A 16,924-nucleotide genomic window follows, 5' to 3' on the forward strand; every position below is an offset into this window, starting at 1 on the left:
AAATTGAACGGTTTAGTTAAGTAATGATTATTTTAATGATAAGTAATTGACTAATCGTAGGAAAAGGGAGCGGGACAGAATTCTTTTGAATTCGTCGTCCCACCCCCGCAAGGATGACTACAACTGAGAAAAGCTTGATTTAAGCGTCTTCTCAGTTCAGTCAGCTACTGCGAATTTGCTAAATAGCATGATTATATTATTTATGTCCCAGACTGCTCAAATGCTAACAATTAGTCAGCATAAATTTCATCTAAAGGTTTAACAATAATTTGGTTAATTTCTTGGAATACTTGGCTCATTTTTTGCTCAGCTTGCATTAATTCAGAAATATTTTCATCTTTTTCAATAGCTTGAGCTTGTTCTTGAGCTTTTGCTAAATCTTCTTCAGGAATTTCTTCACCTTGCATTTGTTTTTGTTGGAAACTTAATTGTGTTTCACGGAATTCATCAAATAATTTTTTTGATTCTTCGTTATCTTTAACTTTAGAAAAAGCGTCTTTAATAGCTTTATACTCATCGCTATCTCTTAATGCTTGTTCTAGTTGATTTGCATAATCATATAAATTTACTGCCATATCTGTTTGCACTCCTTAGTGTAAAGTAATTTTTGACAACTCTTAATAACCATAACATATTATTTATAGTTAGACAAAGATTGCGACTAAACCTTGGAAAAATCCAATGATACCACCTAAAATAAAACCTAATGACATAATCAGTTTTAACTCTTTATTCGCAATTTCAATGATTAATTTTTCAATGTAATCTAAATCGAATGTATTAATTTGATCTTCAACCATTTGGCGTAAATTAATTTTAGTCATAATGGTTGAAAGGTGATTTGATGCCTGTTTAATAATTAAATCAGTCATTGTACTTGCTACCCCAGCTTGAAGATGATCAATTAACGTTGGTGCTAAATTCTTTAATGGCATATCCACATTTTGATTTAATTGTAAATTCGTAGTAATTAAGTGCACGACTGACTCAGTAATATGAGTGAATTGCTCTTCCTTTACAACTTGGCCTAAAGGCTGAGATTTAAGTGTTTCATATTCATCTCGAATCACTTTATCAATAATCGCTTTAGCTTTTGGATGTCTGGTCAAACGTATTAATTCATGTTGAATTCGATCAGCAATACTTTCTTTAGTCATAAACATTTGTAATAACCCGACGATTTTACCTTTTTCAGTGAAGAAGGTATCTAACATGTCATAGATATCTCTCGCACCTTTATCTGATGAAAGATAATGACGTGCACGTTCTCTAATTAAATCACCCGCTTGTTCTAACTTCTCATCTGCCATGGTAATCACTTCTGCCGGCAATATTTCATTAATTGAGGTATCTTGTTTATCATAATAATACGAATTTAATTTATTTAGTACTACGCGATTCATCTTATTATTAATTAGATCATCTATATCAAAATTAAATTGTTGTGCAAACTTTCGTATAGTTGCATCATCTTTTCTTAAATTGGATAGTTGCTTACTTACTAAATCATTGATAGCATCACGCGTTTGAGGTTCGTTTAACTTATGCTTAATAACAGACTCCGTAATTAAATGTTCCTCTATCACTTGCCCTATTTTAGTAGCAATCTCTTCTCTTCTTTTTGGGATCAACCCTGGTGTAAAGGGTACACGCATTTTAAATAGATAGTATGGTTTAAAGGGATGAAATAACATCCTAATCGCAATAACGTTTGTTACGCCACCAATAACAGCCCCTACTACCACCATAAATAGGATAACTAAAAAAGCCTGCATCTTAATTTCTCCTTAAAATTATTGTTACAATATGATGATTATATCACTTTGTAATTGATGATTCCTTTAATTTACACTTCATTTAAATAGATTATGCATTACAGAAAGAAAATTAAAAACGAGCCATGATATCAATATCACAGGCTCGCCTTAAAATTAGCAATCAAATCAAACTCAAGTTAAATTTGAACTTGCTAGTTATTTTAGATTTATAAATAAAAATATTACTCGGAAGTGATTAAATCGATGAAGATTCTTCTATCACTTTCATACTGAATAATAATGATTTAACTATAATTAAACGTGCATTAGTTCTTCTTTCGCATTTCTATTGAAGTATGTTTCAGCTTCTCTTAATTTTGAAGTACCAAAGATTGGTTGTTTTTCAGAATTTAACACTCTATAGATATTACTTACTTTATTACTTTGTAAAATGAAGCCGTTACGCGTTTCAATTGTATTCCAATAAATATCACTTGTTGTTGAATGATTTGGATATGCACAATGATTACGAGAAATAGTTTGTACAATTTCCAAAGGATCACAACCAAATGTATTATTTAGTACATCTGAATCTCTAAATAATGCACAAATTGATACACATGTCGTCCAGTTCGGTAACACACGTTCTTTCTCAATTTGAACTAACGTTTTTTTTGAAAGGCCAATTGTTTGAGCCATTGTATCTTGCGTATAGCCCGCTTCAATACGAACCATTTTAAATTTTGTTTGAATTAAATCTGTGAAACTCTGTCTATCCATATTTTATTCTCTACCTTTCTAATAGGGGTTAATTTATCCGGACACAAGAAATTGCAATAATACACATTTCTTGAAACACAAATTACATCTTAATATATTTTCAATAAAATGAAAAGAGGAATTTTTGTTTTTGTAGACAATTTTATTAATGTCAAATTTATCAAAATAATTAAATTAATCGATTTTCGAACTTATTTGTCATATTCAACCGCATTTATATGGCAATTGAAGTCTATTACCCTATACATTTATAAAATACGATTTTATACAAGTCGATTTTCAATTGCATAAATGGCTGCTTGAGTACGATCAGTCACATTTAATTTATTAAAAATATGACTCACGTGTGTTTTAATCGTTTTTTCTGACACGAACAAAGTATTTGCGATTTCTTTATTTGTTTTACCTTTAACCATTTCTGCTAATACTTCTATTTCGCGTTTAGACAGCTTATTAGTGTTATGTGGTTTTGATGAAACTGTATCTAATACACTTTGAGCATCTGGATGAATAATACGTTTGTCATTCAATACGTCATGTATTGTTTCTATCAATTTTTGAGGTTCAACATCTTTCATTTCATATCCATCAGCTCCCTTATTAATTGCTGATATAACATGTTCATCATCCACATAACTCGTTAATACCAACACTTTAATATCTGGATAGTGTTGTTTCACATACTCTGTCACCTCAATACCATTCATTTCAGGCATAACCAAATCTAGTAGTATAATATCTGGTATATCATGTTCATTTAAATAATTAATTAGAGATTGACCATCTGCTAAACTAGCTAATACTTCTAAATCATTTACAGTTGATAATAGAAACTCAAGTCCTTGTCTTACAATATGATGGTCGTCAATTAGTATGACTGTTGCCACAATGATGACTCCTTTCACCTATTTATAAAGGGATACTGAATCGTAATGTTGTTCCTTTATTTAGCTTTGAATCAATTTTAAACTGCCCATTTAATGCATAGATACGTTGATTTATATTCCTTAAACCCTGTGATGATTTGTTGATTGCTTTATTCATATCGAAACCAACACCATCATCTTCAACAGAAATCATCAACCGCTCTTTTTCTTGTTTTAAAATAATATGTATTGCTTTGGTTTGAGCATGCTTTTTAGTATTGTTGATACATTCTTGTAAAATTCTATAAACGTGTTCTTCTAAGATGTTAGATAAGTCAATCAACCCATCAACATCGATAGTTACATTCATATTTAGAATTTGGGCATATTGCTTTAACGCGTGCACTAATCCATGCTCAAGCCCTACTGGTTTTAGTTGCCAAATTAATGAACGCATTTCATTAACAGCACTTTGACTTGTTTCTTCAATCGTCTTAAAGGCTTTTTTTGCCATTTCATCAGTTGTTATATCATGTGCTGCATGGGCTGTTAATTTCAAAGAAAATAATAGTTGGTTAACTGAGTCATGTAAATCTCTTGCTAAACGATTTCGCTCATTTATTCTAGCTGCCTCTTTTTCTTGATCCGTTAAATATATACGTTTAATGGCAGAACCTATTTGTAATGCTACAGATTCTAATAAAGCTAAATCCTCTTCACTATAATGTGTTGTATAAGGTGATGCAACATTAAGTAACCCATATTGTTCCGTTCCAGACCGTAATGGCACTGTTGCATGATGGGTCACACCTTCTGTTTCTGCTTTATATGTCTGATTCGCTATATTTATTCTAGAACAGTTAATAATATTAGATGCAGTTGTTAAACGACCATGATGGTATGCAGTTACGCACCAACAAGACCCTTCTTTCATATAACGACAATGATTTCTTTTTAATGCACCTGGAAGATCGACATCAGCAACGATTTCATGTTCTCCATCATCATCTATAAAGAATATCCATCCAGTCGTAAAGTTGCTTCCTTTGATTAAATAATTTAGAGCGCCATGCATCATGTCATATAATTCCGTTTCTTCATTGAGATATTCTGCTATCTCTTTTAATAATGCTAAACGTGTCGGTTTTTCCATCAAATCGCTCCAATTACTCAAATTTGCATTAGTATTATTATACAGTGAGATTTAAATTTTTAAAAATATAAAAATATTTAAGTTACATTTCGTTCTACGTAATGGTGATTTTCATATAAATATGTTTAAGTACATCAATAGCAACTGAAGATATGATATGATAAATGCGAATGCTATAGGAGGAAATTATGAAGTTTAAAATACCTGAGAATTATAATCAAAATACATTGAGAGAAATCTTTCAATCATTGAAATTACCTAAAAAAGATTTACATCAATTAAATATGTCAAAAGAAATAACGATTAATCATCAGCCCGCTAAATTAACAGACAAAGTGGTTACTGGTGATGACGTTTTTATCCCTACTCCTGAAGAAAAAAGTAATTATTTACCTAGTTATCGTTATGCACAAATTAGTTATGAAGATGATGATTTAGCTATTGTTATGAAACCTAAAGGTGTTAAGACACACCCGAATGATTTAAAAGAAAGTAATACGCTAATGAATCACGTTATTTACACCCTAGATAGTGATTATGTAGAACCTATCCATCGGTTAGACCAAGAAACAGTTGGTTTACTTATTGTGGCGAAGAACCCTTTGATGAAAAAAATTCTAGATCGTATGTTAGAAGAAAATGAAATTACTAGAATATATAAAGCGAATGTTAAATCTTTGTTACCTATTAAACCTCAAACGATTGATAGTCCTATAGGTAAAGATAAATTCCATCCTAATAAACGTCGAATTTCAAACACTGGTCAACGCGCAATTACACATATACTATCTTCTAAAATGATAAAAGAAGGCGTATGCCAATTAGATATTAAATTAGATACTGGTCGTACGCATCAAATTCGAGTTCATTTAGCCGAAATTGGTCACCCTGTAATTGGAGATCCTTTATATGGCGATTCAACATTACGTCAGTTAGAGCTTAATAGTCATAAAATTGAATTTAAACATCCATTAACTCAAGCACTCATCTCCGTTAGCCTAGATGATGAATAAAAAAATGAGAGTAACTGTCGATATCAGTCGACAGTTACTCCCTTATTTATTTTATGCGTTTTTATTAATGTGGATCTACCATATCTTCAGGTTTAATCCATTCTTTAAATTGTTCTTCTGTAACATGTCCAGATTGGATAGCAGATTCTTTTAAAGTTAATCCTTCTTTATGTGCTTTTTTAGCAATTTGAGCTGCTTTTTCATAACCAATATGCGGATTTAAAGCAGTTACTAACATTAATGATTGATTTAAATAATTATTAATATTTTCTTCAATTGGTTCAATGCCTACCGCACAGTTATCATTGAATGTTTGCATACCATCAGCTAGTAAATAGATTGACTGTAATGTGTTATGAAGTATCACTGGTTTAAATACATTCAGTTCAAAATTACCTTGTGAGCTTGCAATACCTACTGTTGTATCATTACCCATAACTTGAACTGCAACCATTGTAAGCATTTCGCATTGTGTCGGATTTACTTTACCAGGCATAATTGATGATCCTGGTTCATTTTCAGGAATTGAAATTTCTGCAAGTCCCGCTCTCGGACCAGACGCTAACCATCTAATATCATTTGCGATTTTCATCAAATCTGCTGCTAACGCTTTTAACGTACCATGTAATTGAACAACTTCATCATGAGATGTCAATGCATGGAATTTATTGTCAGATGATACAAAGTTATATCCAGTATTATCTGAGATAAATTTAGCAACCTTATTACCAAATTCTGGATGCGCATTAATACCTGTACCAACAGCAGTTCCACCGATAGCTAAGCTTAAGATATGTTTTTTTGATTCTGCTAGTAATTCTTCACATTTATCTAACATATAACGCCAGCCACTGATTTCTTGTCCTAATTTAATTGGTGTCGCATCTTGTAAATGTGTTCTACCAATCTTAATAATTGATTGATACTTATCCTCTTTTTCTTTAAAAGTATCACGAAGATGTTTTAAAGCGGGTTCAAGTTTTGTTTCCACTTCATGATATAACGCAACATGCATTGCTGTTGGGAATGTATCATTTGAACTTTGAGATTTATTCACATCATCATTAGGATGAATTGATTCGTCAATACCTTGCTCTTTTAAATATTTATTTGCTACAAAGCTAACAACTTCATTAACGTTCATATTACTTTGAGTACCGCTTCCTGTTTGCCAAACAACAAGTGGGAAATGTTCATCTAATTCCCCTTTTAAGATTAAATCACAAGCGTAAATGATGGCATCTTTTTTAGCATCACTTAATTTTCCTAATTCATGATTGGCTAATGCTGCACCTCTTTTTAATTGGGCAAATCCATAAACCACTTCAATTGGCATACGTTCTTTACCTACTGGAAAGTTTCGTTTACTTCTCTCCGTTTGAGCACCCCAATATTTATCTCCAGGTACTTCAATTTCTCCGAATGTATCGTGTTCAATTCTTACTGACATGCGAAAATCTCCCCTTATACAATTATTTAACCATAGTATAGCATTATTTAAATTAAAGGGGCAACGCATTATTAAAGCGGTTTCAACAAATTAAAGCTCAAATTAAAAAATAACGGTTAGAATATGGATGCATTATTCTAATCGTTATTTTTGATACACTATTCAATTGTTCTTCACCGAATTAACCTTATTCATGCTTGTTATAACCATATTTAACTTTAACTGCTTTAATAACTGCTAAAGCGCTTAAAATATATAACACCACACTAATGATCAATGTAAAAGGACTTAATTGAATTAGAAAGCCTATAAATCCCGTGAGTTGTGCATAAAAATCATTTAATGAATACATTAAAATACCAGTTATTAAAATACAACATAACACACTTATGAATACACCTGTTTGATTACTTTTGATGAAAGGTTGCGCACTTATATTTTCAATTAAACCGTTGGATAAGTTTAATTGCAATTTAATAATTTTAAACAATATAGGTAGATAAAGTGCACCAAATGCGATTGGGAATCCTTTAATTGAAAGTAAACTAATCAAAATAGTGGCAATCGTTAGTGGAAGCCAATATTTATGTAACATTTTACGCTCTCCTTATATTTAATGATTGAAATATATTTTACCATATTTCATAATGCATTAAATTGTATTCAGCCATTAAACTAGTAAAAATTTACATTTACTTAGTATGCTTGTTTCCTAAAAAAATAAACTCGAGACATCTTTAAAGGTCTCAAGTTTATATGAATCAAAAGTATTCGTTTTAAAGCTATCATCTATTCATGCGATTGATTTAATTTGTCCTCATCATTTTCTTCAGAAATTTGTTCCATCTCTTTGCCTAAGGTTTTTAAATCATCTAAATCTTGCACCATCGCATTTTCTTCTTCACGATAATTTAGTTCCGAATCTTTATTTTCAGTCATTTGTCAAACCTCACTTTTAAATTTAAGCAAATCTAGCAGTGAAATATTCTTTAACATCTTCAGGTAGACCTTCAGCAGCCGCTCTATCTAACACTACTGTTACCATTCTATGTGCTTTAAGATCAGAAGGTTCAAAGCTTGATTTACCATTTTCTTCATAAAGTTTTTTAACAACTTCACGTTTATTTGCACCAGTCACAACTAAAACAACTTCACGTGATTTTAATAAACCTTGTCTTACGTTTACATTTAAACTACCCGCTTCATCAATAGATGTAACTTGTAGAATTAATTTTCCTTTATTCTCTTTCGTCTTGATTTTATCATCAATTAAAGACTCCGCATCATCATCAAAATTAATTGGATAAATTTGGCTAGCAGGTACGCCTAACGCCTCATAATATGAACGATTATCATCATAATCCAAAATATTTATTTGACTAAAATCGACTGCATGATGATCAACATCTTTCTTTAGTTCATCTAATACTGGTGCGGCATCTTTAGTTAAATGAATGCCAGCAATCGTTGTAGGATTGTTATTAAATTGCTTTCTAATGATATCTGCTGTGTATTCAGCTACGTGTTCTACATCATTAAATACTTTAAAGTTCATTGCCATTGTCTTTACACTCCTCTTAGTTCATCAATGTCTTATAAATAACGTATTATTTATTAGAATACCCTTGTAGACATTAAATCAAACTATTTTAAAAATGTTATATTAAATCACTAATAAATATAACATTTTTTAATAAAAAGATGCATTGAATTTCAACTTTCGAATTAACGTTTACGATAAACCAGGAAAGTTTTGTTGTCGTAACGCTTCATAGATTAACAATGCTGCTGTATTAGATAAATTCAATGATCTAATATTCTCACTCATAGGAATTCTTAATGCTGTATCCGCGTATTTCTCTTTAACCCAATCAGGTAATCCAGTTGTTTCCCTACCAAATATAAAATAATAATCTGTATTCTCTTTAGCGAAATTAAAATCGCTATAAGTTTGTTTACCAAATTTAGTTAATAAATAATATTCACCATTTGTAATATCAAAGAAGTCTTCAATACTTTCATGATAGGTAATATTAACGTGTTCCCAATAATCAAGACCAGCTCGTTTTAACATTTTATCATCCGTACTAAACCCTAATGGTTTAATCAAATGCAAATGTGTATTTGTCCCTGCACAAGTACGAGCGATATTACCTGTATTAGCAGGAATTTCTGGTTGAAATAAAACAATATGATTTGTCATTTAAAGTTTCCTCATTTCTAATCCTTTTATCATTTCATTTTGAACTTCTTCAAGTTCATGTTCATAGTTTTCGTCTATGAATTCACGTGCTTCTTCTCCTAGAATTTGGCCAATTGCCCAGTACGCAGTTCCCCTAATCATTGGCCTTGGATCATTTAATGCTACTTCTTTAAGTTCAGGTATAGCGGCAACTTCATTAAAGTGTGCTAATGCAATAATAGCGTTACGTTGAATTGGTTTTTTTCCACGCCAAGCACCTGCTAAATGACCATAAGTTTGTTTGAATTCTTTATTGCTCATTTGTAATAATGGTACTAATCGTGGTTTCAATATCTCAGGTTCTAGTATAATATCATCATGTGTCGTGTTTATTCCTTTATTTTTAGGACAAACTTGTTGACATGTATCACATCCATATAAACGATTACCTATTTTATATCTATATTCATCTTGTAGGTATCCTTTCGTTTGTGTTAAAAAGCTAATACACTTTTGAGCGTTTAATTGACCGTTTCCAACAAGTGCTCCCGTAGGACACCTATCAACGCATATCGTACAGTCACCACAGCTATCAAGAATTGGATCATCTGGCTCAAATGGTATACTCACTAACATTTCTCCTAAGTAAGTCCAGGTACCTAAATCGGGGTTAATAATAAATCCATTTCGACCTGCAAATCCAAGTCCAGCTCGCTCTGCAACTGCCCTATCGGATAACACGCCAGTATCAACCATACTCTGTATTTCTACTTCGGGCACTTTAGATTGTATAAAATCCGCAAGTTTATCTAAACGCTTTCGCATAATTGAGTGATAATCTTGTCCCCAAGAAGCGCGTGCAAACATCCCGCGACGATCACCTCTAACACTTTTAGGTGCACCTTTAAGTTTATTAGGATATCCAACAGCTATTGCTATAATTGAACGTGCAGTAGGCAAACTTAATTTTGGCTCAGTTCGTAATGCAATATCTGATTCTTCAAACCCTGAAGCATAGCCTTTTGCGTGATAATCTTCTAATTTCTTTTTAAGTTCATCAAATGGATCAGCTGTAGTAAAACCAATGCTATCTATGCCTATTGAATATGCATAATCGATAATTTCTTCTTTAAGCCAATTATAATCCAATACATTTGCCTCCTTAAAAATGATACATATGACATTTTAACACAATCCTCTTAAAGAAATCGTTAATTATTTATGGACTATTTAAGTATCTTTACATTTTAATAGGAGTCTGAAACGTATATGTCTCAGACTCCTTAATCAGTCATTATTATTTCTATAGTACTCTAGATAAAAAGTTTTGTGTTCTTTTAAGCTTCGGTGACTGAAATAGTTGTTGAGGTGAACCTTCTTCTACAACGTATCCATCAGCCATAAAAATAACTTTATCACTTACATCTCTCGCAAATCCCATTTCATGAGTCACAACAACCATTGTCATACCCTCTTTAGCTAGATCTTTCATGACATTGAGCACATCGTATACAACTTCGGGATCTAATGCAGATGTAGGTTCATCAAATAATATGATATCTGGATGCATAGCCAATGCCCTAGCTATCGCAACTCTTTGCTTTTGCCCGCCGGATAATTGTGAAGGATAAACATCAGCTTTATCTTCAAGTCCCACTTTTTTAAGTAATGCAAGTGCCTCTTGTTTCAATTGATTTAAATCGTTCATATTTAGTAACTTAGGTGCCAAAACGATGTTATCCAAGACTGTTTTATGTGGAAATAAATTAAAATTTTGGAATACCATTCCCATTTTTTGACGTAATTTATTTAAATTATTATTCTGATGAGTCAGTTCAGTTCCCTCAAAAATAACCTTTCCACTAGTTGGTGTCTCTAACAAATTTATACATCTTAGCAATGTGCTTTTACCACTTCCAGATGGTCCGATGATGGCTAAAACTTCACCTTTATTTATTTCCAAATTAATATCTTTAAGTACTTCAATTTTATCAAATTTTTTAGTTAGATTTTCTATTTTAATCACTTGCTTTCATTCTCCCTTCAATTAAACTCATAACGCTTGATAATGAGAAAGTTAATATAAAGTACATACATGCAGCTATGATTAATGGTGTGAAAGGATCAAATGATATACCTTGTACAACTTGAGCGTTGAACATAATTTCACCAACACCAATTGTAGATATAATAGATGACTCTTTTATTAAAGTTACAAATTCGTTTCCTAAAGCTGGTAATATATTTTTAAATGCTTGAGGTAATACAATATGAATCATTGTTTTTGAATAATTTAAACCTAAGCATTGCGCAGCTTCAGTTTGACCTTTATCAACGGCATTAATTCCAGCTCTAATTATTTCTGCAATATAGGCAGAAGAGTTTATGACTAATGCAATCGTTCCACAAATAAGTGCAGAAATATCTAACCCTAAGAGTGCAGTTGTTCCAAAAAAGACTATAAAAACTTGCACTAACATTGGTGTTCCTCTCAAAAATGCGATATAAATTGACGCTGGCCATGAAAGAATTTTAAATTTACTAAGTTTTGCAAGTGCAATAAATGATCCAATAATTGCTCCACAAATTACACCGATTAAAGAAATAAGTACAGTATTTTGCAATCCTTTAACGAAGAAAGTCCCATACTTTTGAATAAAACTACCATCGTCAACCATTTGTTCTGAAGCTATGTTCATATATTTATTGATTAAATTATGATCTTTAACATTTTTGATTGACTCATTTAAATGCTGTAATAAAATAGGTGAGTCTTTAGGTAAAGCAATGACTGTAGGTTTTTTCTCCTCATTAAATGAGACATTGGCAATTTTTAAATCTTTATTTTGCTTAGCGTAGGCTTCAGCTACTGGCTTTTCAATAACTAATCCATCAATTTTTTTACTTTTCAAAGCTAAAATTGCATCTGGTAAACGATTGAGTGAACTTAATTGTGCATTTTCTATTTCTTGCTGCGCAATTTTTTCTTGCTCACTGCCTTTTTGAGCGCCTATTCTTTTATTTTTAAAATCATTTAACGTATGAAATACATCACTATTATTTTCTCTAATTAACATTACATTACCTGTTTCCATGTATGGCTCTGAAAAGTCTACTTCTTTTTTCCTTTCAGGTGTAGACGTCATACCAGATATTATAATGTCTATTTTTCCAGTTTTTAAAGCGCCAAGTAGACTATCAAATTGCATATTAACAATTTTTAATTTTAAATGATTATCTTTTGCAATTTTTTTAGCTAATTCAATATCTACACCCACATATTCTGTCTTACCATTTTTTGTTTTTTCAAATTCCAGTGGTGCATAATCGGCTGATAGCCCTACTCTTAATTCACCTCTTTCTTTAATTTTATTCCAAGTTGCATCTTCATCAGCTAATACCATTGGTTGTATGTATATCAATGTCAAACTAATTAAGATTGCTATAGTTAGTACTTTAGTAATTATTTTCATAAGCAACCTCCTTTAATTAATTCATTATTATACATATAAACGTATTAATATACAATAGTATATTTAAAAAAAGGAGTTAGACAGAATTCTTTTTAAATTCATTGTCCAACTCCCAGCTTGCTTAGCTTGTAGAATATCTTTATAAAATTTTTTATTGACCACACGCAAGGATGACTATACTGAAAAAAGAACTTTAGTGTCTTAACAGTTCAGTCACCTACTGCGAATTTGTATAATAACTTCAATATTAAATATATTCCTGGCTCGTAAGCAAGCTTTATTGCTTAGGTATTTCAAATTTATAAATATCATCATGATAACTAGGAATTAATTTTTTGCATATTTCATGAATAATAAATGCACTCACAAATGGAATTACCAAGTAACCAAAAATAAGCAAAATAATATTCATTGTTGCATCACCAGGCATCCTATTAAAGGCATTGATTGGTCCAACTAAACCTGTGTATCCAAATCCAGCAGATAATGGTGTACCTTTAATTCCAATGGCGTATGCTAATACGCCTGATACGATACCATTTAAAGTTAGAGGAACCGCAATGATTAAATGCTTTAAATATACAGGTATCATCATTTTGGCAGCACCAATGAGTAATACAATATTAACACCCATTGAATTAACTCGTATTGATCCAAATATGAAAGTAACACAAGCAGCTACAATTCCCATATTGGCTGCACCACTTCCTAAACCAGTTAAGCTTATAGCTGTGGCAATAGCAACTAATGAAATCGGTGTAACCATCAATAATGAGAACGTTACACTAATCAAAATTGACATAATGAGTGGATTCAAAGCTGTAAATGAATTTACCATATGACCAAGACCTTTAGTTATGGTTTGTACATAAGGTAATGTTAAAAGTCCAATTAAACCACTTGCAACAGGAATTAAGACTGGTAATATAATCATTTCAAGTGATCCTAATTTCCCTTGCAAAAGCATATATAATGCACACGCTATAATGACCACTAAAATAATATTAATAATATCACCAATGCCCTTTAATGCAATACCTTGAGAGGTAAATTGTACCGCTCCAGATCCAAGCATAGCCGCTACGCCAACCATACATGAGCCTGCACCATTAAACTTAAATTGATGTGCTGCTAAAACTCCAATAATAAATGCCATAAATGATTGAATAATAATCACTAAATGGAATACTAATTGAAGTAATGGATGATTATCCATAAATAATTTTAAAAATTCTCCCAACAATGCATTTGGCAATAAAGCAATAACAACTCCAGCCCCTACAGCATTGAGAATATTACTAAAAAAATACTTTAAACTTATGCGTTGTTTACTCATAGTAGCCTCCGATTTTAAACATTAGCTTTATATTAGTACAATCTACCGTGTTTAACAATATGAACAAATAAGTTTTAATCAAAAATTAATGTTGATACTAACAATACAAACCATTAAAAAAGTTATTTAAAAATTATTATCAAATAAAGTTTTAAATTGTTTTATCATATCCTAAAGTCTAAGCCATTTTCTATTGATATAACAATGCAAGATTAAGCCCATTATCTAAAAGAAACTTATGAAAAAGATAATAAGAAAACACTTAAAATCATTAATGAGTTGTGATATAACTTGTGACATAAATTTTTAATTTAGTCCCATCTCGTGACATAGATGTGACATAAAAATAGTTTTTAAAAGTGTCTAAAAGCATAAAAAAAGAGCGAAAACATTGATTTAACAACATTTTCACTCTAAAAATTCCTAACAGAATTTAAAAGTATACCGGCGGTCGGGGTCGAACCGACACTCCAATACAGGAACGGGATTTTGAGTCCCGCGCGTCTGCCAATTCCGCCACGCCGGCTCAATTTTTGATAAATAAAAAACTTCCATTTGGAAGCAAAAACTTGGAGCGGAAGATAGGATTTGCACCTATATCTCGTTCCGGGAAGGAACGTATTCTAAAAGTTGAAATACTCCCGCATTACTAAAATATGGAGCGGAAGATAGGATTTGCACCTATACCTTGTTCCGGGAAGGAACATATTCTAAGAGTTGAAATACTCCCGCATTATTAAAATATGGAGCGGAATATAGGATTTGCACCTATATCTCATTCCGGGAAGGAATGTGTTCTAAAAGTTGAACTACTTCCGCATCGTGCATGGAGGCGGCAACCGGATTTGAACCGGTGATAAAGGTTTTGCAGACCTCTGCCTTACCACTTGGCTATGCCGCCAATAACTGGGCTAGCTGGATTCGAACCAGCGCGTGACGGAGTCAAAGTCCGTTGCCTTACCGCTTGGCTATAGCCCATTAATATTATTAAGGGCGGTTGAAGGGAATCGAACCCTCGAGTGTCGGAACCACAATCCGATGCGTTAACCACTTCGCCACAACCGCCATGGCAGGGACAGTAGGAATCGAACCCACATCAAAGGTTTTGGAGACCTCTATTCTACCGTTGAACTATGTCCCTATTATAGATGGTGGAGGGGGGCAGATTCGAACTGCCGAACCCGAAGGAGCGGATTTACAGTCCGCCGCGTTTAGCCACTTCGCTACCCCTCCAAGAGATGGTGCCGGCCAGAGGACTTGAACCCCCAACCTACTGATTACAAGTCAGTTGCTCTACCAATTGAGCTAGGCCGGCATAGTGAAATGGTTCAGGACAGAGTCGAACTGCCGACACATGGAGCTTCAATCCATTGCTCTACCAACTGAGCTACTGAACCATAATTTGTAATGGCGGTCTCGACGGGAATCGAACCCGCGATCTCCTGCGTGACAGGCAGGCGTGTTAACCGCTACACTACGAGACCTAAAAATGTAATTGCGGGAGGCGGATTTGAACCACCGACCTTCGGGTTATGAGCCCGACGAGCTACCGAACTGCTCCATCCCGCGATAATAATTAATGGCGGAGGAAGAGGGATTCGAACCCCCGCGGCCCGTTAAGGCCCTGTCGGTTTTCAAGACCGATCCCTTCAGCCGAACTTGGGTATTCCTCCACTAATTAAATGTAAATTACTATAAAATTGATAAATGGCGGTCTCGACGGGAATCGAACCCGCGATCTCCTGCGTGACAGGCAGGCGTGTTAACCGCTACACTACGAGACCATTAAAATACGGAGGAAGAGGGATTCGAACCCCCGCGAGCCGTTAAGCCCCTGTCGGTTTTCAAGACCGATCCCTTCAGCCGAACTTGGGTATTCCTCCAAAATTATATGGACCTTGCAGGACTCGAACCTGCGACCGAACGGTTATGAGCCGTTAGCTCTAACCAACTGAGCTAAAGGTCCAAATTATAATTCTACAACTAATAAGTAGTGGCGGTGGAGGGGATCGAACCCCCGACCTCACGGGTATGAACCGTACGCTCTAGCCAGCTGAGCTACACCGCCGTTATCTAGTTTGTAAATGTAATATGGTGGAGACTAGCGGGATCGAACCGCTGACCTCCTGCGTGCAAAGCAGGCGCTCTCCCAGCTGAGCTAAGCCCCCATATTGTATTTAAATAAAGTTCCTATCGGGAAGACAGGATTCGAACCTGCGACCCCTTGGTCCCAAACCAAGTGCTCTACCAAGCTGAGCTACTTCCCGTAAGAGAACGCGCCCGATAGGAGTCGAACCCATAACCTCTTGATCCGTAGTCAAACGCTCTATCCAATTGAGCTACGGGCGCAAAATTATATATGGTGCCGAGGACCGGAATCGAACCGGTACGGTGATCTCTCACCGCAGGATTTTAAGTCCTGTGCGTCTGCCAGTTCCGCCACCCCGGCACTATATTAAATAATGGAGCGGAAGACGGGATTCGAACCCGCGACCCCCACCTTGGCAAGGTGGTGTTCTACCACTGAACTACTTCCGCGTATGCGGGTGAAGGGAGTCGAACCCCCACGCCGTAAGGCGCTAGATCCTAAGTCTAGTGCGTCTGCCAATTCCGCCACACCCGCGTATACATGTGAGCCATAGAGGATTCGAACCTCTGACCCTCTGATTAAAAGTCAGATGCTCTACCAACTGAGCTAATGGCTCAAAATAGATGGTGCCGGCCAGAGGACTTGAACCCCCAACCTACTGATTACAAGTCAGTTGCTCTACCAATTGAGCTAGGCCGGCTATTTAGTTTTAAGTTTAAATGGTGGAGAATGACGGGTTCGAACCGCCGACCCTCTGCTTGTAAGGCAGATGCTCTCCCAGCTGAGCTAATTCTCCATTACTATATGCCTGGCAACGTCCTACTC

The 16,924-nt window shown here is 34.1% G+C and carries 15 protein-coding genes and 27 tRNA genes; 1 reads left to right on the forward strand and 41 read right to left on the reverse strand.

Annotation, left to right across the window (positions count from 1 at the left end; genetic code table 11):
* Window positions 1–230: 230 nt before the first annotated feature.
* From KA828_RS11010 to KA828_RS11030, 5 genes are all read right to left on the reverse strand, one after another.
* Window positions 231–575 (reverse strand): YlbF/YmcA family competence regulator, encoded by a 345-nt coding sequence (locus tag KA828_RS11010; protein ID WP_011275418.1) that lies wholly within the window; start codon window positions 573–575, stop codon window positions 231–233.
* A 69-nt stretch (window positions 576–644) separates the two neighbouring features.
* Window positions 645–1,775 (reverse strand): DUF445 domain-containing protein, encoded by a 1,131-nt coding sequence (locus KA828_RS11015; RefSeq protein WP_210126235.1) that lies wholly within the window; start codon window positions 1,773–1,775, stop codon window positions 645–647.
* A 297-nt stretch (window positions 1,776–2,072) separates the two neighbouring features.
* On the reverse strand, window positions 2,073–2,537 hold the full coding sequence (gene xdrA / locus KA828_RS11020; RefSeq protein ID WP_053030612.1) for an XRE family transcriptional regulator XdrA: 465 nt from the start codon (window positions 2,535–2,537) through the stop codon (window positions 2,073–2,075).
* A gap of 263 nt (window positions 2,538–2,800) precedes the next feature.
* Window positions 2,801–3,424, reverse strand: coding sequence for a response regulator (locus tag KA828_RS11025; protein WP_053030614.1), 624 nt, complete (start codon window positions 3,422–3,424; stop codon window positions 2,801–2,803).
* A 22-nt stretch (window positions 3,425–3,446) separates the two neighbouring features.
* Window positions 3,447–4,556, reverse strand: coding sequence for a GAF domain-containing sensor histidine kinase (locus KA828_RS11030; RefSeq protein WP_193839171.1), 1,110 nt, complete (start codon window positions 4,554–4,556; stop codon window positions 3,447–3,449).
* Between the two features lie 188 nt (window positions 4,557–4,744).
* Here KA828_RS11030 and KA828_RS11035 point away from each other — a divergent pair, with 188 nt between their 5' ends.
* Window positions 4,745–5,569, forward strand: a complete 825-nt coding sequence (locus tag KA828_RS11035; RefSeq protein WP_053030617.1) for an RluA family pseudouridine synthase — start codon at window positions 4,745–4,747, stop codon at window positions 5,567–5,569.
* 64 nt (window positions 5,570–5,633) lie between these two features.
* Here KA828_RS11035 and fumC read toward each other — a convergent pair whose 3' ends face one another.
* The 36 genes from fumC to KA828_RS11215 all read right to left on the reverse strand — a co-directional run bounded on the left by fumC (window position 5,634) and on the right by KA828_RS11215 (window position 16,895).
* The gene (gene fumC / locus KA828_RS11040; RefSeq protein ID WP_075108972.1) at window positions 5,634–7,019 is read right to left on the reverse strand and encodes a class II fumarate hydratase; all 1,386 of its coding nucleotides are present in this window, start codon (window positions 7,017–7,019) and stop codon (window positions 5,634–5,636) included.
* A 187-nt stretch (window positions 7,020–7,206) separates the two neighbouring features.
* Complete coding sequence (locus KA828_RS11045; protein WP_193839169.1) at window positions 7,207–7,614, reverse strand: hypothetical protein; 408 nt, start codon at window positions 7,612–7,614, stop codon at window positions 7,207–7,209.
* 194 nt (window positions 7,615–7,808) lie between these two features.
* Window positions 7,809–7,958 (reverse strand): SAS053 family DNA gyrase inhibitor, encoded by a 150-nt coding sequence (locus KA828_RS11050; RefSeq protein ID WP_142237138.1) that lies wholly within the window; start codon window positions 7,956–7,958, stop codon window positions 7,809–7,811.
* Between the two features lie 22 nt (window positions 7,959–7,980).
* Entirely contained in the window at window positions 7,981–8,580 is a 600-nt protein-coding gene (locus KA828_RS11055; protein ID WP_210126236.1) for a 6-phosphogluconolactonase, read from the reverse strand.
* A gap of 171 nt (window positions 8,581–8,751) precedes the next feature.
* The gene (gene trmL / locus KA828_RS11060) at window positions 8,752–9,222 is read right to left on the reverse strand and encodes a tRNA (uridine(34)/cytosine(34)/5-carboxymethylaminomethyluridine(34)-2'-O)-methyltransferase TrmL (RefSeq protein ID WP_053030624.1); all 471 of its coding nucleotides are present in this window, start codon (window positions 9,220–9,222) and stop codon (window positions 8,752–8,754) included.
* A complete protein-coding gene (queG, locus tag KA828_RS11065; protein WP_075108969.1) occupies window positions 9,223–10,350 on the reverse strand; it encodes a tRNA epoxyqueuosine(34) reductase QueG in 1,128 nt (375 codons plus the stop codon).
* Window positions 10,351–10,504: 154 nt separating this feature from the next.
* Window positions 10,505–11,227 (reverse strand): amino acid ABC transporter ATP-binding protein, encoded by a 723-nt coding sequence (locus KA828_RS11070; RefSeq protein WP_210126237.1) that lies wholly within the window; start codon window positions 11,225–11,227, stop codon window positions 10,505–10,507.
* Window positions 11,220–12,674: an ABC transporter substrate-binding protein/permease gene (locus KA828_RS11075; protein ID WP_210126238.1), complete on the reverse strand. Its 1,455-nt coding sequence runs from the start codon at window positions 12,672–12,674 to the stop codon at window positions 11,220–11,222. Before KA828_RS11075 ends, KA828_RS11070 begins: the two co-directional genes overlap by 8 nt.
* Before the next feature lie 277 nt (window positions 12,675–12,951).
* Entirely contained in the window at window positions 12,952–14,010 is a 1,059-nt protein-coding gene (locus KA828_RS11080; RefSeq protein WP_210126239.1) for a PTS sugar transporter subunit IIC, read from the reverse strand.
* Window positions 14,011–14,452: 442 nt separating this feature from the next.
* A tRNA-Leu gene (locus tag KA828_RS11085) sits at window positions 14,453–14,536 on the reverse strand.
* A 44-nt stretch (window positions 14,537–14,580) separates the two neighbouring features.
* A tRNA-Gly gene (locus KA828_RS11090) sits at window positions 14,581–14,655 on the reverse strand.
* 12 nt (window positions 14,656–14,667) lie between these two features.
* Window positions 14,668–14,742: transfer RNA gene (locus tag KA828_RS11095), tRNA-Gly, on the reverse strand.
* Window positions 14,743–14,754: 12 nt separating this feature from the next.
* Window positions 14,755–14,829: transfer RNA gene (locus KA828_RS11100), tRNA-Gly, on the reverse strand.
* An 8-nt stretch (window positions 14,830–14,837) separates the two neighbouring features.
* Window positions 14,838–14,911 (reverse strand) — tRNA-Cys (locus KA828_RS11105).
* A gap of 5 nt (window positions 14,912–14,916) precedes the next feature.
* Window positions 14,917–14,988: transfer RNA gene (locus KA828_RS11110), tRNA-Gln, on the reverse strand.
* Window positions 14,989–15,002: 14 nt separating this feature from the next.
* Window positions 15,003–15,075 (reverse strand) — tRNA-His (locus KA828_RS11115).
* 2 nt (window positions 15,076–15,077) lie between these two features.
* Window positions 15,078–15,151, reverse strand: a tRNA-Trp gene (locus KA828_RS11120).
* An 8-nt stretch (window positions 15,152–15,159) separates the two neighbouring features.
* Window positions 15,160–15,243 (reverse strand) — tRNA-Tyr (locus KA828_RS11125).
* A gap of 6 nt (window positions 15,244–15,249) precedes the next feature.
* Window positions 15,250–15,325, reverse strand: a tRNA-Thr gene (locus KA828_RS11130).
* Between the two features lie 9 nt (window positions 15,326–15,334).
* Window positions 15,335–15,407: transfer RNA gene (locus tag KA828_RS11135), tRNA-Phe, on the reverse strand.
* Between the two features lie 11 nt (window positions 15,408–15,418).
* A tRNA-Asp gene (locus tag KA828_RS11140) sits at window positions 15,419–15,494 on the reverse strand.
* An 11-nt stretch (window positions 15,495–15,505) separates the two neighbouring features.
* A tRNA-Met gene (locus KA828_RS11145) sits at window positions 15,506–15,579 on the reverse strand.
* An 11-nt stretch (window positions 15,580–15,590) separates the two neighbouring features.
* Window positions 15,591–15,683, reverse strand: a tRNA-Ser gene (locus KA828_RS11150).
* A 35-nt stretch (window positions 15,684–15,718) separates the two neighbouring features.
* A tRNA-Asp gene (locus KA828_RS11155) sits at window positions 15,719–15,794 on the reverse strand.
* Window positions 15,795–15,803: 9 nt separating this feature from the next.
* Window positions 15,804–15,893: transfer RNA gene (locus KA828_RS11160), tRNA-Ser, on the reverse strand.
* Window positions 15,894–15,902: 9 nt separating this feature from the next.
* Window positions 15,903–15,976 (reverse strand) — tRNA-Ile (locus KA828_RS11165).
* A 28-nt stretch (window positions 15,977–16,004) separates the two neighbouring features.
* Window positions 16,005–16,078 (reverse strand) — tRNA-Met (locus KA828_RS11170).
* Between the two features lie 24 nt (window positions 16,079–16,102).
* A tRNA-Ala gene (locus KA828_RS11175) sits at window positions 16,103–16,178 on the reverse strand.
* Window positions 16,179–16,203: 25 nt separating this feature from the next.
* Window positions 16,204–16,277, reverse strand: a tRNA-Pro gene (locus KA828_RS11180).
* A gap of 8 nt (window positions 16,278–16,285) precedes the next feature.
* Window positions 16,286–16,359 (reverse strand) — tRNA-Arg (locus tag KA828_RS11185).
* 11 nt (window positions 16,360–16,370) lie between these two features.
* Window positions 16,371–16,459 (reverse strand) — tRNA-Leu (locus tag KA828_RS11190).
* 14 nt (window positions 16,460–16,473) lie between these two features.
* A tRNA-Gly gene (locus tag KA828_RS11195) sits at window positions 16,474–16,548 on the reverse strand.
* A 3-nt stretch (window positions 16,549–16,551) separates the two neighbouring features.
* A tRNA-Leu gene (locus KA828_RS11200) sits at window positions 16,552–16,633 on the reverse strand.
* Window positions 16,634–16,642: 9 nt separating this feature from the next.
* Window positions 16,643–16,715 (reverse strand) — tRNA-Lys (locus KA828_RS11205).
* An 8-nt stretch (window positions 16,716–16,723) separates the two neighbouring features.
* Window positions 16,724–16,799: transfer RNA gene (locus KA828_RS11210), tRNA-Thr, on the reverse strand.
* 20 nt (window positions 16,800–16,819) lie between these two features.
* Window positions 16,820–16,895, reverse strand: a tRNA-Val gene (locus KA828_RS11215).
* Window positions 16,896–16,924: the final 29 nt, after the last annotated feature.

Source organism: Staphylococcus sp. GDY8P85P (assembly GCF_017892405.1).
Classification (GTDB): Bacteria; Bacillota; Bacilli; order Staphylococcales; family Staphylococcaceae; genus Staphylococcus; species Staphylococcus borealis.

Excerpts from the sequence above, each read along its gene's own strand:
- KA828_RS11010 (WP_011275418.1), bottom strand. The coding sequence starts at position 575 with ATGGCAGTAAATTTATATGATTATGCAAATCAACTAGAACAAGCATTA.
- KA828_RS11015 (WP_210126235.1), bottom strand. The coding sequence starts at position 1,775 with ATGCAGGCTTTTTTAGTTATCCTATTTATGGTGGTAGTAGGGGCTGTT.
- xdrA (WP_053030612.1), bottom strand. The coding sequence starts at position 2,537 with ATGGATAGACAGAGTTTCACAGATTTAATTCAAACAAAATTTAAAATG.
- KA828_RS11030 (WP_193839171.1), bottom strand. The coding sequence starts at position 4,556 with ATGGAAAAACCGACACGTTTAGCATTATTAAAAGAGATAGCAGAATAT.
- KA828_RS11035 (WP_053030617.1), top strand. The coding sequence starts at position 4,745 with ATGAAGTTTAAAATACCTGAGAATTATAATCAAAATACATTGAGAGAA.
- fumC (WP_075108972.1), bottom strand. The coding sequence starts at position 7,019 with ATGTCAGTAAGAATTGAACACGATACATTCGGAGAAATTGAAGTACCT.
- KA828_RS11045 (WP_193839169.1), bottom strand. The coding sequence starts at position 7,614 with ATGTTACATAAATATTGGCTTCCACTAACGATTGCCACTATTTTGATT.
- KA828_RS11050 (WP_142237138.1), bottom strand. The coding sequence starts at position 7,958 with ATGACTGAAAATAAAGATTCGGAACTAAATTATCGTGAAGAAGAAAAT.
- KA828_RS11055 (WP_210126236.1), bottom strand. The coding sequence starts at position 8,580 with ATGGCAATGAACTTTAAAGTATTTAATGATGTAGAACACGTAGCTGAA.
- trmL (WP_053030624.1), bottom strand. The coding sequence starts at position 9,222 with ATGACAAATCATATTGTTTTATTTCAACCAGAAATTCCTGCTAATACA.
- KA828_RS11075 (WP_210126238.1), bottom strand. The coding sequence starts at position 12,674 with ATGAAAATAATTACTAAAGTACTAACTATAGCAATCTTAATTAGTTTG.
- KA828_RS11080 (WP_210126239.1), bottom strand. The coding sequence starts at position 14,010 with ATGAGTAAACAACGCATAAGTTTAAAGTATTTTTTTAGTAATATTCTC.